The 14,593-nt window shown below is 71.2% G+C and carries 12 protein-coding genes; 4 read left to right on the forward strand and 8 right to left on the reverse strand.

Annotation, left to right across the window (positions count from 1 at the left end):
- Positions 1-11: 11 nt before the first annotated feature.
- From ACH41F_RS16935 to ACH41F_RS16955, 5 genes are all read right to left on the reverse strand, one after another.
- Entirely contained in the window at positions 12-989 is a 978-nt protein-coding gene (locus tag ACH41F_RS16935) for an NAD(P)-dependent oxidoreductase (RefSeq protein ID WP_391231519.1), read from the reverse strand.
- A 62-nt stretch (positions 990-1,051) separates the two neighbouring features.
- Positions 1,052-1,975: a carbohydrate ABC transporter permease gene (locus ACH41F_RS16940; RefSeq protein ID WP_398836298.1), complete on the reverse strand. Its 924-nt coding sequence runs from the start codon at positions 1,973-1,975 to the stop codon at positions 1,052-1,054.
- Positions 1,972-2,796, reverse strand: coding sequence for an ABC transporter permease subunit (locus ACH41F_RS16945; protein ID WP_391231518.1), 825 nt, complete (start codon positions 2,794-2,796; stop codon positions 1,972-1,974). Before ACH41F_RS16945 ends, ACH41F_RS16940 begins: the two co-directional genes overlap by 4 nt.
- An 800-nt stretch (positions 2,797-3,596) precedes the next feature.
- The gene (locus tag ACH41F_RS16950) at positions 3,597-4,904 is read right to left on the reverse strand and encodes an ABC transporter substrate-binding protein (protein ID WP_398836301.1); all 1,308 of its coding nucleotides are present in this window, start codon (positions 4,902-4,904) and stop codon (positions 3,597-3,599) included.
- A 135-nt stretch (positions 4,905-5,039) separates the two neighbouring features.
- On the reverse strand, positions 5,040-6,131 hold the full coding sequence (locus tag ACH41F_RS16955; RefSeq protein ID WP_398836304.1) for a substrate-binding domain-containing protein: 1,092 nt from the start codon (positions 6,129-6,131) through the stop codon (positions 5,040-5,042).
- A 220-nt stretch (positions 6,132-6,351) separates the two neighbouring features.
- Here ACH41F_RS16955 and ACH41F_RS16960 point away from each other — a divergent pair, with 220 nt between their 5' ends.
- The 3 genes from ACH41F_RS16960 (at position 6,352) to ACH41F_RS16970 (ending at position 11,022) form a co-directional block, all read left to right on the forward strand.
- Positions 6,352-7,098 (forward strand): TetR family transcriptional regulator, encoded by a 747-nt coding sequence (locus ACH41F_RS16960; protein WP_391230660.1) that lies wholly within the window; start codon positions 6,352-6,354, stop codon positions 7,096-7,098.
- Between the two features lie 178 nt (positions 7,099-7,276).
- A complete protein-coding gene (locus tag ACH41F_RS16965; protein WP_391230658.1) occupies positions 7,277-7,687 on the forward strand; it encodes a zinc ribbon domain-containing protein in 411 nt (136 codons plus the stop codon).
- Positions 7,688-8,253: 566 nt separating this feature from the next.
- The gene (locus tag ACH41F_RS16970; RefSeq protein ID WP_398836308.1) at positions 8,254-11,022 is read left to right on the forward strand and encodes a hypothetical protein; all 2,769 of its coding nucleotides are present in this window, start codon (positions 8,254-8,256) and stop codon (positions 11,020-11,022) included.
- Positions 11,023-11,168: 146 nt separating this feature from the next.
- On the opposite strand, the gene ACH41F_RS16975 is transcribed toward ACH41F_RS16970, so the two are convergent.
- Positions 11,169-11,558, reverse strand: a complete 390-nt coding sequence (locus ACH41F_RS16975) for a PPOX class F420-dependent oxidoreductase (protein WP_391230654.1) — start codon at positions 11,556-11,558, stop codon at positions 11,169-11,171.
- Between the two features lie 272 nt (positions 11,559-11,830).
- Between ACH41F_RS16975 and ACH41F_RS16980 the strand changes: the two genes are divergently transcribed.
- Positions 11,831-13,219 (forward strand): S1 family peptidase, encoded by a 1,389-nt coding sequence (locus ACH41F_RS16980; protein ID WP_398836311.1) that lies wholly within the window; start codon positions 11,831-11,833, stop codon positions 13,217-13,219.
- A 204-nt stretch (positions 13,220-13,423) separates the two neighbouring features.
- Here the strand turns inward: ACH41F_RS16980 and ACH41F_RS16985 are convergent, their stop codons facing one another.
- A complete protein-coding gene (locus ACH41F_RS16985; protein WP_398836413.1) occupies positions 13,424-13,579 on the reverse strand; it encodes a hypothetical protein in 156 nt (51 codons plus the stop codon).
- Between the two features lie 244 nt (positions 13,580-13,823).
- A complete protein-coding gene (locus ACH41F_RS16990; RefSeq protein WP_391230650.1) occupies positions 13,824-14,519 on the reverse strand; it encodes a L,D-transpeptidase family protein in 696 nt (231 codons plus the stop codon).
- Between the last annotated feature and the right edge of the window lie 74 nt (positions 14,520-14,593).

Genomic DNA, 14,593 nt, shown 5'->3' on the forward strand with positions numbered 1-14,593 from the left:
GTGTGGGGTGTTCAGGCCGAGCGGGACAGGTCCTCGGAGCCGACCTCGTGGGCGAACGGCAGGCCGCGCGCGTACCGGGCGACCTCGTCGATGGCCCAGTCGGTCATCCGGTGCAGTTCGTTGCCGAGGGAGCCGGCGATGTGCGGGGTGAGCAGCACGTTGGGTAGGGTGTAGAGCGGTGAGTCGACCGGCGGCACGTCTGGTTCCGTGACGTCGAGGACGGCGTGGATCCGGCCGGCGAGAAGGTGCTCGGTGAGGGCGGCGGTGTCGACGAGCGAGCCGCGCGCGGTGTTGATCAGCGTCGCGCCGTCCCTGAGGAGACCGATGCGACGGGCGTCGAACATGTGGCGGGTCTCGGGGAGTTGGGGCGCGTGGACGGAGACCACGTCGCTGCGGCGGACGAGTTCGTCCAGACCCGCCGGTTCCGCACCGAGGGCGCGGGCCTGCCGGGCGTCCACGTACGGGTCGTACAGGAGCACGTCGAGGTCGTGCGGGCGCAGCAGCTCCAGGACGCGGCGGCCGATGCGGGAGGCGCCGACGACGCCGACCGTGCGGTGGTAGTTGCCGTGGCCGCTGTAGTACGGGAGCAGGTCGGGGCGGGTGCGGGCGGTGGCGTAGACGCGGGCGGCGTCGAGGACACGCTTGTTCGCGAACAGGATGGCGGCCAGGGTGAATTCGGCGACCGGGACGGCGTTGGCGGCGGCCGCGGAGGAGACCGCGATGCCGCGCCGCCAGACGGCGTCGGTGACATGGTGCTTGACCGAGCCGGCCGCGTGGACGACCGCGCGCAGCCGGGGCAGCCGGTGCAACGCCTCCTCGGTGAGTTCCGGTGCCCCCCAGTGGGTGAAGAGAACCTCGGCGTCGGCGAGTTGACGGGGGTCGGCGGTGCCGAGGTCGGTGACGACGGTGGCCGTGTCGACGCGGGCGACGGACCGCAGCCGGTCGAGGGTGCCCTCGGCCAGCAGCCGCTGGTGGATGCCGGCGCCCATCGCGAGGAGGGTCGGCGGAGTGTGGACGCTGTTCAGGAGGGTGCCTTCCGGGGCGGGCGGCGTCACTTGACGGCACCGGCGGTCAGGCCGGAGCGCCAGAAGCGCTGGAGGCAGACGAACGCCACGATCAGCGGGACGACCGCGACGAGGGAGCCCGTGATCACGAGCGAGTAGAACTCCGGCTGCTGGACGGTGTTGCTGTTCCACATGAACAGCCCCAGGTTGACCGGGTACAGCGTGTCGTCGTTGAGCATGACGAGGGCGCCGAAGAAATTGTTCCAGCTCGCGGTGAACGAGAACAGGAAGATCGTCATGAAGCCGGGGGCCAGCATGGGCAGCGAGATCCGCGCGAACATGCCCAGTTCACCGGCGCCGTCGACCCGGGCCGCCTCCAGGACCTCGTTCGGCACATAGCCCTCCGAGAAGACCCGCGCGAGGTAGACGCCGAAGGGGTTGACCAGAGCGGGCAGCAGCAGCGCCCAGTAGGTGTTGACGACCCCCGCCTTGGTGGCGAGGAGGTACATCGGCAGCTGGATGACGGTGGTGGGGACGAGGACGCCGCCCAGCACCAGGCCGAAGAGCTTCTCCTTCCCCTTGAAGTCGTACTTGTCGAAGGCGTAACCGGTGGCGACGCACAGCAGCGTGGAGGCGGCGGAGCCGATCACGGAGTACAGGACGCTGTTGCCGAACCAGCGCAGGTAGATGCCGTCGTTGAAGGTGAAGACGTCCCGGAGGTTCGCGAACAGGTTGAAGTCGCCGAAGGCGAACCCGGAGGTGGCGAAGAGGTCGCGGTGGTCCTTGGTGGCGGCGAACAGCAGCCAGCTGACCGGCATCAGGGTGTAGAACGCCGCGACGAGGAGGAGGCCGTTGACGGCGCCCTTGGACAGCAGGGTGCCCGCCGAGGTGCCGCGGCGGGGGCGCGCGGTGGTGCCGGGAACCGGCTCGTGACGGGTGGCGGGGGCGGTGTCGTGGGTGAGGGTGCTCATGACGTGGCCGCCTTCCACCGGTTGCCGAACCGGGTCACGAGGTAGGAGAGGGCCACGCCGAGCGCGGCGAGCAGCAGCGACGCGGCGGCGGCCAGACCGTAGTCGTGCTGCACGAAACCGGCCTTCCAGATGAAGAGCGTGGGCGACCACTCGGTGTCGATGGAGGGCGCGCCCCGCTGGTTGAGCAGTTTCGGCTCGGTGAAGATCTGGATCGCACCGACGCAGGTGAACAGAACGGTCATGACGACCGCGGAGGCGATCATGGGCACCTTGATCTGCAAAGCCGTACGGAAGGCGCCGGCGCCGTCCACGACGGCCGCCTCGATCACCTCGCGCGGCACGGCCTGGAGAGCGGCGTAGAAGATGACCATGTTGTAGCCCATCCACTGCCAGGCGCACAGGTTGACCATCGACGCGAGCACATGGTCGTCGCGGTAGAAGTTCCAGGAGCCGCCGAGCGCGCCGATCCAGTCGATCACCGGGCTCAGGCCGGGGGTGTAGAGGTAGATCCAGATGATCGAGGCGATCAGTCCGGGGATCGCGTGCGGCAGGAACAGGGCGAGTTGGAAGAAGCGCTTGGCGCGGGCGAGCGTGGAGTCGACGAGCAGCGCGAGGGCGAGCGAGCCGCCGATCATGACCGGGATGTACAGGGCGCAGTAGACCGCGATGTGCGCGAACGAGCTGCGGAATCCGGCGTCTCCGAGCGCGTTGGCGTAATTGGCGAAGCCCGCGAAGACCCGTTCGGTGCCGCCGAAGCCCAGTCCTGAGGACCGCTCCTGGAACAGGCTCATCCACACCGCGTAGCCGATGGGCGCCGCCATGACCAGGGCGAACAGGACGAAGAAGGGGACGATGAAGAGCGCGGCGGTACGGCGCTGGCTGCGCCGGAGCGGTGAGAGGCGGGGGGCTGGGGGCCGGTTCGGGGACGGGGCCGGGGACGGGCCCCGGTACGGGTCTGGGGCCGGGGGGCGGCTGTCGGCCGGGTGGGGCGCGGGGTGGGGCGCGCTGCGGGAGGGGGGTCGGCCGGGGGGCCGGGCGGAGGAGAGTGCCACGGGGGCTCCTTGGCGGGCGGCGGGGCGAGGGGAACGGGCGGGGCGTTCGCGGAGGTGGCGGGCTGTGTCGGGGTCGGGCTCCGTTCACCGGAGGCGGCGGGCAGTGTCGCGGGCCGTTGTTCGGCGGAGGCGGCGGGGTTATTCGCGGGCGGTTGTTCACCGGAGGTGACGGGGTTATGTCGCGGGCCGGCGGGCCGTTCACCGGGCGCGGCGCGGCCGTGCCTTGGGCGGGTGGGTCGTTCACCGGAGACGGCGGCCGTGTCGGGGGCCGGTGGGCCGTTCACGGGGAGCGGCGGGACCGTGCCGTGAGCGGGCCGTCGTTCACCGGAGACCGCGGGGCCGTGCCGCGAGCGGGCCGTCGTTCACCGGAGACCGCGGGGCCGTGCCGCGAGCGGGCCGTCGTTCACCGGAGACCGCGGGGCCGTGCCGCGAGCGGGCCGTTGACCGGAGGCCGCGGGACCCTGTCGGGTGCGGATGGCCGTTCATCGAGGGCCGTGCGGCCGGCCCGCGCGGTGGGACACGGCCCCGTGCCGTGCGCGTCCGGGGGCGGTTGCGGGCGGGTCCCGCCGTTACTTCGCGAGCTTCAGGCCGCGTTGGGTGATGCCGGACTCCGCCTTCTCCTGGCCTGCCTCGACGCCCGCCGCGAAGCCGGACTTGGCGGTGGCGTCCTGGACGGCGGTGTAGACGTCCATCTGGTTCGGGCCCCAGGTCCAGCCGGGCACGATGGTGTCGACCTGCTCGGAGGCGAGGGCGTAGAGGTCCTGGCCGTTCAGGTACGCGGTGTCGAACCTGGCGGCCGCGACCTCACGCATCTCGGGGTTGGCCGGAAGCGCGCTGCTGGGCGACTCCAGGTCGGCGAGCCGGGCCTCGACGCCGGCCTTGTCCGTGGTGAGCCAGGTGATGAACTCGGCCGCGGCCTCGGCGTGGTCGCTGCCCTTGAGGACGCCGTAGGAGGTGCCGCCGTAGTTGCCGCTCGCGGCGGTGCCCCAGTTGGGCATGGGGGCCGCGGCCCACTTGCCGGAGAGGTCGGGCATGGAGGTCTTCATGCCGCCCGCGGACCAGGAGGCGCCGAGGAAGGACAAGGTCTTGCCGGAGGCGCGGGCCTTGGTCTCCTCGGGGCTCCAGCCGGTGAAGGTCTGCACGAGGTCGTCCTTGATCAGGCCGTCCCAGTAGGCGGCGACCTTCTTGGTCTCGGCGTCGTTCACACCGGGCTTCCAGGCGTCGCCCTCGGTGGCGAACCAGGTGCCGCCGGCCTGCCAGGACAGCGCGGCCAGCAGCGCCGGGTCGCTCTTCGGCATCGAGGCCAGGCGGACGTCGTCGTCCTCCTTCTTGACCTTGCTGGCAGCCGTCCTGAACTCGTCCCAGGTCTTGGGGACTTGGATGCCGTACTTCTTGAACAGGTCGGTGCGGTAGTAGTAGAGCTGCGGTGCGACGTCGTACGGGACCGTCCAGGTCTTTCCGCCGAAGGTCACGAGGCTCTGGATGGACTCCGGGAACTTCGACTTGACCGTGTCACCGGCGTACTCGGTCAGATCGATCAGGTTTCCCTGACTCGCGAACTCGGGGACCATCTGGTACTCGATCGTGGCCACGTCGGGCGCATTGCCGGCCTTCACGGCGTTGGCGAGCTTGCTATAGCCCTCGGTGCCGCTCGGTATCTCGGTGAACTCGACCTTGATGTCCTTGTGCGTCCTGTTGAACGCCTCGACGGTCGACTTGGCGCCCAGGGTCCAGGTCCAGTACTCCAGGGTGACCGGCTTGCCGTCGGACGCGGAGTCGGACGTGTCGCCGTCGCCGCCGCAGGCGGTGGCGAACAGGCCCAGCGCTGCGACGGCGGCGACGGCTGCGGTGCGGAACGATCGTGAAGTGCGCGTCATGTACGGCTCCTACGAGACCTCGTACGGAAAGAGGCGGTCGCAGGACATCCTTTGTGCGCACACGATCGGAGTCAAGAGCGTTCGCGCAATACAATCAACACGATCGCCAAACGCTCATCGAGCGATCGATGGCGGTCAGTCCGCCGAGGGCCGTCCTCCGCAGGACGACCGAATCCTCAACTCCGGGAGCAGGTCCAGGTGTTGACGCGCCCCGGGCCGCCGTCCGCTCCTGCGCTCGGCGAGCCGCTGGAGCAGCAGCCCCGCGGCCAGCTCCCCGACCGCACGCTTGGGCGGCGCCACGGCGGTGAGCGGGACGTCGGACAGGCCGGCCACCTCGTCGTCGTAGGCGACCAACGCGAGGTCGTCGGGGATTCGGATGCCGCAGGCCTGCAACCGGGGCACCAGCACGATCGCGTCCTCGTCGCTGTGGACCAGCGCCGCCGTGACGCCACGCTTGCGCACCGCCTCGACCAGGTAGTCGACGCTCGCCTCGTAGTCACCGTGCTCGCGTACGTTCGGGGCGGCCGTGTCGGCCTCCAGACCCAGCGACCGTACGGCTTCGCGGAAACCCTCCGAGATCTGCAGGGCGTGCGGCCCTTCCTGGAGCACCGCGGTGACCTTGCGGTGCCCGAGGGAGGCGAAGTGGCTCACCGCGACCGCGCCCCCGTGGGCCCGGTCGGTGCGCACCCGGTCCAGGACCGCCGCCGGGTTCGCGGGCGGTGCCGAGCGCTCCACCAGGACGGCGGGCACGTCGTGCGCCAGCAGCCACTTCTCCTGTCCGTCCACGGGTACGCCACCGAACCAGCTGGGCGCGACGATCAGCCCCTCGGCACCCCCGGCCACCAGGTGCTCGGCCTGCACCGCGTCCTCGGCGTCCACGTATCCGCTCACCCCGAGGACGAGCCGGGCCCCCTGGGCGGCGACGGCTTCCCGGGCACCCCGGACGATGTCGGCGAAGATGTAGTTCGTGGTCGGGACGATCATCCCGATCACCACACCCTCGGAGTCGTCCGGCCGCTCCCGCGCCTCCACCGCCCGCTCCCCCGGCCACACCACCGCACCGTGCAGCCGCTGCACCCGGCCCTGTGCCGCCAGCGCCTCCACGTCGCGGCGCAGCGTGACCGCCGAGACGCCGAGTTCGGCGGCGAGTTCGGCGACCCGGAGGCTGCCCCGCTCCCGGACTAGTTCGAGCACCCGCTCATGACGCTGGTCGACATGGAGCCGCATGGAATCCCCCTGGGGCGAGGTCCGGACGAACGATCTGCGGGCCGACGCGGAGCGTGATCCCGAAGCGCTCACTCTACGCCCACCATCGTATCGATCACTTTCGCTCAATACGATCGAGGCCTGAGCCCGTCGGGAACACTGGCCACCCGTAGCAGCACTCAGTCCCCTAGGAGAACGCACTGAGTGCCATCCGTACCGCTCCGGTGCTACGTTCCCGTCCATGAGCTCCAGCAACGCGGCGCCCCGTCGCGGCGAGAAGACGGAAGCGGCGGCCGCCAAACCGCCCATGCGGGACGCCCTGATCGCGGCCGCTTTCCAGCTGTTCACGGAGCGGGGGTACGAGCAGACCACGGTCGACGACATCGTGGCGCTCGCCGGGGTCGGACGACGGTCCTTCTTCCGCTACTTCCCCTCCAAGGAGGACGTGGTCTTCCCCGACCACGAGGGCTGCCTGGCCGACGTGACGGCGTTCCTCGCCGCCGGCGACGACACGGACGAGCCGGTGCGGCGGGTCTGCGAGGCGGTCCGGCTGGTGCTGCGGATGTACACCGAGAACCCGGCCTTCTCGGTGCAGCGCTACCGGCTCACCAAGCAGGTCCCGGGGCTGCGCGCCTACGAGCTGTCGGTGGTGTGGCGCTACGAACGCGCCTTCGCCGAGTACCTCCGCGGCCGTCTCGACGGGCGGCGCGACGGGGCTCTGCGGGCCGATGTGGTCGCGGCGGCCGTCGCGGCGGCGCACAACAACGCGCTGCGCTCCTGGCTGCGATCGGACGGCAAGGGCGACGTGGGCACCGAGATGGACCACGCGCTCGGATACGTGCAGTCCGCGTTCGACCCCTCCCGCGCCCATCCCGGCCGGTCCGAGGAGCCCGAGGACGTGGTGGTCCTCGTGTCCCGGCGCGGGGCACCGCTGTGGCGGGTAGTGCAGGAGATCGAGGCCACACTCGGCGACGAGCGGCCCTCGTAGCACGCCAGCCTGCTCAGCACCCGCCCCTCATGCCCCCTGACCCCTATAACCCTCGGCAAAAATTGAGGGTACGCAGTACCTTTACGAGTGACACTGAGTGCCATACGCTGAGCCCGTGCGCGGTGGCACAGCTGACCGCGCACGTGGGATTCCGGCCGAGCGCAGGGAGTTGACCAGCGTGTACCACCACTCAGCAAGCGTTGCCCGTCAGGGGTTCGGCTCCGGAGCGGGCCTGCTCGAACCGTCGGCGCCCGTCTCCGACGCCCTGCTCTTCCAGCGCTGCACCTGGTGCGGCACCGCGATGTACCACCGGCTGCTGTGTCCGGTCTGCCAGGGCAGCGACCTGCGCACGGAACGCAGTGAGGGCATGGGCGTCATCCGCCACTCCACGGTCGTGCACCGCAACACTCCCGCCGCGCGCAATGTGTCGATGATCGAGATGGCCGAGGGCTTCGTCGTGCGCGGCCGGGTCATGGGCCCGCTCATCGGCATCCACAGCGGCGACCGGGTGCGGCTGTCCGCGGCCAAGGACCCGGTACGCGGCGAGCCCGTCTTCCAGCTGCTCGACGAGTACCGCGCCTGGACCTGACGACCGGACCACGAGCCCGCCCGTCCGGGCACTCGTACGCCCCTCGCTCACCCCGCACTCCCACACCCCCCAAGCCCTTCACTCCCCCACTCCCTCAGTCCCACACCCCGCGGACCAGCGCCCGCCCCGCCACCGGCCGCCCTGTCTCGAAGCACCGGTTGGCGGCGATCCGACCTCGCGGGGCAGGTCGGCGAGCCACCAGTTGACCAGGTCGGGCCCGGGTGTACATCTGGGCACGCTGACCGGTGCCCACAACGGCAGTCCGGTGAAGGGGAGTTCGGCTCATCGGACCGGTCATCGGGCCGCTCGTCCGCTGTACGTCGCAAGGCACGTTGAGCGACTCGTTGAGCGGCTCGTTGAGCGGGCTCGTTGGCGGCTCATCGTGGGGGCCTTCCCTTCGCACGATGTACCACTCCCGCGCGGGCCCGGCTGGCCTGATCGTGTCGTGCGGTCACGATTCGTTCCTGCTCACAGACAACCCACAGGCCTGTCGTCCCGTCCTCTGTGACGCGAGAGGCTCCCGGGACGGACGGGACGCCTGCGTTTTGGGTTTTGAGGAGAGAACCTTGATCCGTGCCCGGCGAATAGGTGTGACCGCCGTGGTGGTGCTGGCCGCCCTGGCGGGCTCGCCCGGACCTGTCCAAGCCCAACAGCCGCCTGATGCGGGGGTGTTGAGCGCAGGCGACGAAAACGGACTGCCGCCGGGCTGGCGGGTCGACGGGGAAGGGGCGGAGCGCGCGCTGATCTGGCGCGCTCCGAGGCCCGTGCCCATGGGTGACGCGCGCGTGGAGTTCCGGACCGGGGGGCGGCTGCTCGGCGTACCACAGCCGGCCAAGGACGGGAGGACCTTCCGACTGGACCTGTCGGAGACCGCCACCAACGAGCTGACGGACCTTCAAGTCACTGCCGCAGGACGCCGGTTGGATGCCGGGGACGACGAGAAGGGCAAGCCCTCCCTGGTCGCGCCGCAGCAGTCGGCCGCGCTGCCGGCGAACTCCGTCGACCCGGGCAAGCCCGGTGCGTACCGCACGGTCAGCGGGGAGTACGACCTGGCTCCGGTGCGGCTGCCCGGCTACAAGGAGCCCATCGAGATGCGGGCCGAGGTCATCGCCCCCAAGGGCGCCACCGGTGCCCGTCCGCTCGCGCTGTTCCTGCACGGCCGTCACGCCACCTGCTACAAGCCGGGCTCCGCGGACGACGTGACCGGCGACTGGCCCTGCGCGAACGGGTACAAGCCGATCCCCAGCCACCGAGGGTACGAGCGCGACCAGCGGCTGCTGGCCTCCCAGGGCTATGTGACGGTGTCCATCTCCGCGAACGGCATCAACGCCCAGGACGCGGACGCCGACGACGCGGGCGCCCAGGCGCGCTCCTCGCTGGTGCGACAGCACCTCGCCCGCTGGGCCGCCTGGGGCGCCCGGCCGAGCACCGCCCCGGCCGTCGTCCGCAAGACGGCGAAGGTCGACCTCTCCAAGGTTCTGCTCGTCGGGCACTCGCGCGGCGGCGAGGGCGTCAACCGGGCCGCGATGGACAGCCTCTACGCACCGCCCGCCGACCAGGACGGCTACCGAGGGCCGGTGCGCTGGAAGGTGCGGGGCACCGTGCTCATCGGACCGACGATCTTCGGCCAGAACCCGGTGGCGGACGTGCCGTCCGTGACCCTCCTGCCGGGCTGCGACGGTGACGTGTCGGACCTCCAGGGCGAGGTGTACGCCGACGGGACGCGCGGGATCAGCCAGGGCGGCGCCCTGCACAGCGCGGTCTACATGGTCGGCGCCAACCACAACTACTTCAACAGCCAGTGGACCCCGGGCCAGGCCGTGGCGCCCGCCTGGGACGACTTCGGCACCGACGAGGAGCGCCCCGACCGGGTGTGCGACCCGGGCACCGCGACCAGGCTGACCGCCGACCGGCAGCACAGGGCGGGCGCCACCTACATCGCTGCCGCGGCCCGGCTGTTCCTGGCCGGTGACGACCGGGTCCGTCCGCTGCTCGACGGCTCCGGCAAGCGGGCCCCGTCCGCAGACCCGGCCCGGGTGCTGACCCACGCGGTCGGTGGCCGGCGCACGGGCGGCTTCCTGCCGGACGGCCCGGTCAAGGTGACCGGCGCCCGGCTGTGCGAGGCGATCGATCCCGACCGCGCCGTGTCCTGCCTCAAGCCCGAGACGCCCGGCTCCTCTCCGCACTTCGCCTGGTGGGAGACCGAGCGGGAGACCGGGCGCCGCGCGGTGCACCTGAAGTGGTCGGCGCCGGGTTCGGCCGCCCGGATCACCCCGGCCGAGCCGCTCTCGCTGGCCGGGGCGCAGAAACTCGCGTTGCGGGTCTTCGTCCCGCCGAACACCAGCGGCACCAAGCTCGACGTGTCCGTCACCGACACCTCGGGCCGCCGGGTCGGCCTCGGCCGTGTCACCGTCGACGGTCTGCCGGGCACCGACCGCACCGCCTCCTACTGGGCGCGCGAGGTACGGGTCCCGCTCACCGCGGCCACCCGTGCAGGACTCGACCTCCGGCACGTCAAGTCCCTTGCCCTGACCCCGCGTTCCGGCTCGGGACAGGCCTGGCTGATGGATGCCTGGGGCTGGGCGCCGGGCACCCCGGCCGTCAAGGCGGCGGCACTGCCGCGCGTCGACGTGGGCCGCACGATCGTCAAGGAGGGCGACTCCGGGACCGTCACCTACCGGGTCCCGGTACGGGTCTCCGGGCAGGGCAGCGGACAGGTCCGCGTGTACGTCCTCGACCCGGACACCGGTGCCGGCACCCAGAAGCTGGTCACCGTGCGGCCCGGCAGCGACACGATCGACGTGCCGGTCGTCGTCAAGGGAGACACCGCCTTCGGCTACGACGTGCAGCAGGACATCGCGGTGAAGGCGGTGCGAGGCGCCGTCGTGGGAGCCCACCGAGGCGGGATCACCGTGCAGAACGACGACCCCGCGCCGGTTGTCACGCTGGCGCCGGTCACCGATCGGGTCAGCGAGGGCGAGACGCTCAAGTGGCGGCTGTCGCTGGCCGAACCGGCGGCCGTGGACCTCTGGCAGCCCGTCCGGGTGCTGCCGGTGACGCAGGGCCGCGAACTGTCCACGAAGGACGTGGACCCGCGGTGGCTGATGGACTACGCCGGTGACGTGCCGGACCCGGAGCGGCCGTTGTCGCGGGCGAACCTGTGGGTGTGGCTCAACGTCCCCGCCGGAAGCACGAGCGTCGACTTCGACGTCGTGACGATCCGGGACCAACTGGCCGAGCCGACCGAGTCGATGCGCCTCGCGCTCACCGACGACGAGGCCGAACCCCTGCCCGACCGGCCGGTGTTGACCGGGACGGTGCTGGACGCCTCGTAGCCGACCCGTGTGAGGCGTACGCAAACGAGGGGGCACGGACCGGCCGGTTCGTGCCCCTTCTCGTGGCGCAAGGCGCCCAACGCGCGCGAGGTGACACGTCACTGCGCGCGGCAAGGGGGCGTCTCAGTTCCTGCGCAGGAAACGCCTCAGCTCGCGCGCAACGTCACGCGGATGCCCACCGTGCCCTCCAGGCCGCGCCGCAGCCGGCTGCCGAGGAGGGTGAGGCGGCCTGTCAGGCCGTATTTGCGGGCGAGGAGGCGCCGGTAGCGGGCGGTGGTCTGTTGGTCGCAGATCTCGGCGGTCGCCGGGACCGGGGCGCCGGTCGGGTTGCCGCGCAGGTCGCAGGGGGCGACGAGGACGTCGGCGCGGGCCCGGATCCGCTTGACCTTCCAGGAGTCGGCGACGGTCCACACCCCCAGGGTGTCCCCGTCGCGCACCACCCACACCGGCGTGGGCACCGGAGAGCCGTCCTTGCGGTAGCTGGTGATCAGCAGGTATTTGCCGGCACCGAGCCGGTCCAGTGCCGTGTCGTCCATGCGGGGAGTCTAGTGCCGCGGGAGTGTGTCCCTTGCGGCTCTCACCTCGCGGTGGCCCACTTCTTCGACGGGCTCGGCCTCCTGGAGCCGGGGGTGGTGTCCTGCTCGCGCCGGCGTCCCGGGCACCAACACCGCGCCGAGCCACGGAAGGTGGCCCTACACGGCGGCGTGGTGAACAAAGGCGCCGCTGGCCGCGTATGACAAGGGGGTGCTCGACTACCGGAGTGCCTCGCGGTGTTGATGCCGTGCTGTTCGGGGTTCGGGAGCCATGCATGAGGCACGCACGACGACGGATGGTCCGGCGAGTGACACGGCTGGCCGCGGTCGGCGGACTCCTTCTGGGCGGGGCGATGGTCACGCAGGCCGTGGCGAGCGAGCCCGCGGCCCCCTCCGCCCTGCCCCGCACCACCGCGCAGTCGGCCGCCGACACCGGCTCCGACCTGGTCTCCCGCCTCGGCACGGCCCGCACGGCGGGCTCCTGGATCGGCGCCGACGGACGTCCGGTGGTCGCCGTCACCGACGAGAAGGCGGCCGCCCAGGTGAAGCGTGCGGGGGCCACCGCGAAGATGGTCGAGCACAGCATGAAGGACCTCAAGTCGGCCACGGGCACGCTGCGTTCGGCGCCCCGGGTGGCGGGCACGTCCTGGGCCATGGACTACCGGACCAACGAGGTGGTGGTACGGGCCGACAGCACCGTCTCGGCCGCCGACTGGTCCCGGATGACCGAACTGGCCGAGCGCATCGGCGGCTTCGTCCGCATGGAGCGCACCGAGGGCACCTTCACGACGCGCGTCAACGGCGCGCAGCCGATCCTCTCGACCGGCGGACGCTGCTCGGCCGGCTTCAACGTCACCGACGGACAGACCGACTTCATCCTCACCGCCGGTCACTGCGGTCCCACCGGTTCGGTCTGGTTCGCGGACAACCGGGGCCGGACACAGATCGGCAAGACCGTCGAACAGAACTTCCCCGGCGCCGACTTCTCCCTGGTGCGCTACGACAGCGGACGGGCCGGTGACGGTGCCGAGGTCGTCGCCATCGGGAACGGCAACGGTGTGCGGATCACGGGCGTCGCCGATCCCACCGTGGGGCAGCGGGTGTTCCGCAGCGGCAGCACGAGCGGACTGCGCGACGGCACCGTCACGGCGCTGAACGCCACGGTCAACTACCCGGAGGGCACGGTCACGGGGCTGATCGAGACCAACGTGTGTGCCGAGCCCGGGGACAGCGGGGGGCCGATGTTCTCCGAGGGGATCGCGCTCGGGGTGACGTCCGGCGGCAGCGGGGACTGCACGGTCGGGGGGACGACGTACTTCCAGCCGGTGACCAAGGCGATGACCGACCTCGGGGTCCAGATGATCGTCGCGCGGCAGCAGGCGGGTTCCGGGGCGGGGCAGCAGAGCGCCTCGCCGGCGCCGTCCGCGGCGGCGACACAGGGCGCGGTCGCCCCCGGTGCGGCCTCGCCGGGGTCCTCGGCTCCCGCGGGCGGCGTCAGCACGACCGCCGGGACGCTGCTGGCCCGGCTCACGGACACCCGGAACATCGGACCGGGGCTGCTGGTGATCGGGGGCAGCCTGATCGCGCTGGTGGCGACCCGGTACATCCGCGCCGAGCAGGACCGCAAGGCGTACCAGCGGCACTACTCGGCGACCTGGGGCTGAGGGGAGCCGCGCAGAGACGGCGGGGGGCCGAGACGGCGGGCGGGCGAGGCGACGTCCGGCTGCGGACGCGGCAGCCCCGCGCGGCGGCCGGTGCCCCCGAGCTGCGTGGTCGGACCCGCCGGGGGGCGGCGGTCCGGGCATGAAAAAGGCACCCGTGCGGGCGGGTGCCATGGGTGGAGCCTTCGAGGTGCGGGGCGATCAGACCTACTGCGGGGCCGCGGCGGCCCACTCCAGGACGAGCCGCTGGTACTCCTCGCGCTGCTCGCCGCTCAGTGTCCCGCCCGACCGGAGCCACAGGGCCCGGATCTCCTCGTTGACCTCGTCAGCCGTTCTGACGGTGGGTTCAACAGTGGTGGACATGATGTGAAGCATACGGCGGCAGTGGTGAAGGCCGCGTGAGTAAGTACGAGCAATTCGGACATTAAGGACCGTGTTGCTGATCACGTCCATCTGTAAAGGCAGGTGGGGCAGTTCGGACACCCCGACCGTGGCGGAACTCACGCTTCCGCCACGCCCGGCACCAGCCCCGCCATCGACACCGGGACCGGGACCGGGAAGTGACGCGCTGACCGCGCGCCACGAGCCGGATGCCGGGTGCCGCCGATCACGTGCCCGGCTTGCGGCCGTACACGAAGACGTCGTCGCCCTTCTTCAGCAGCGACCAGTACTTCTTGGCGTCCTTGGTGGTCATGTTGGTGCAGCCGTGCGAGCCCGGCGGGTTCCACATGCTGACGCCGACGGAGTGGAAGGCCTGGCCGCCGTCGAAGAACTGGCTGTAAGGCATGGGGACGTTGTAGATGGACGACACGTGGTCGATGTCGCGCCAGTAGATCTTCTTCAGGCCGGTGCGGGTCTCGTAGCCGTCGCGGCCCGTGCGGACCGGCACCGGGCCGTACACGAGGTCCTTGCCGTCCTGGATCCAGCTCAGCTGGAGGGTGAGGTTGACGCAGGCGATACGGCCCTTGTTCGTCGGGCACTTGCCGGCCTTGTTGGGGTTGTTCCCGACGGCCTTCTGCTTGTTCATCAGGTCCATCACGCCCCAGGTGACGGAGCCCGCGTAGCCGGCGTTCGGCTTGATGCCGTGCTTGGTCTGGAAGGCTTGGATGGCCTTGCAGTCGGCGCTGGACTGCTTGCCGTCGACCGGGCGGCCGAGGAACTTCTCGACCTGCTTCTGGTACGGCCCGGTCTGCGTGGTGCAGGTGGCCGCCTGGGCGGGCGCGGCGCCCAGCGTCAGGGTGAGCGGTGCGATCAGCCCGGTGATTCCGAGGGCGATGGCCCCTCGTCTGCGGATGTCCCCCATGGTCGGCCCTTCCCCTTGCACATGATGTCTTTTATGGTCTGCCCTCCTAGACCTGTACGCGGGGGTTGCGGTTG

The organism is Streptomyces sp. NPDC020489 (assembly GCF_044386545.1).
Lineage (GTDB): Bacteria > Actinomycetota > Actinomycetes > Streptomycetales > Streptomycetaceae > Streptomyces.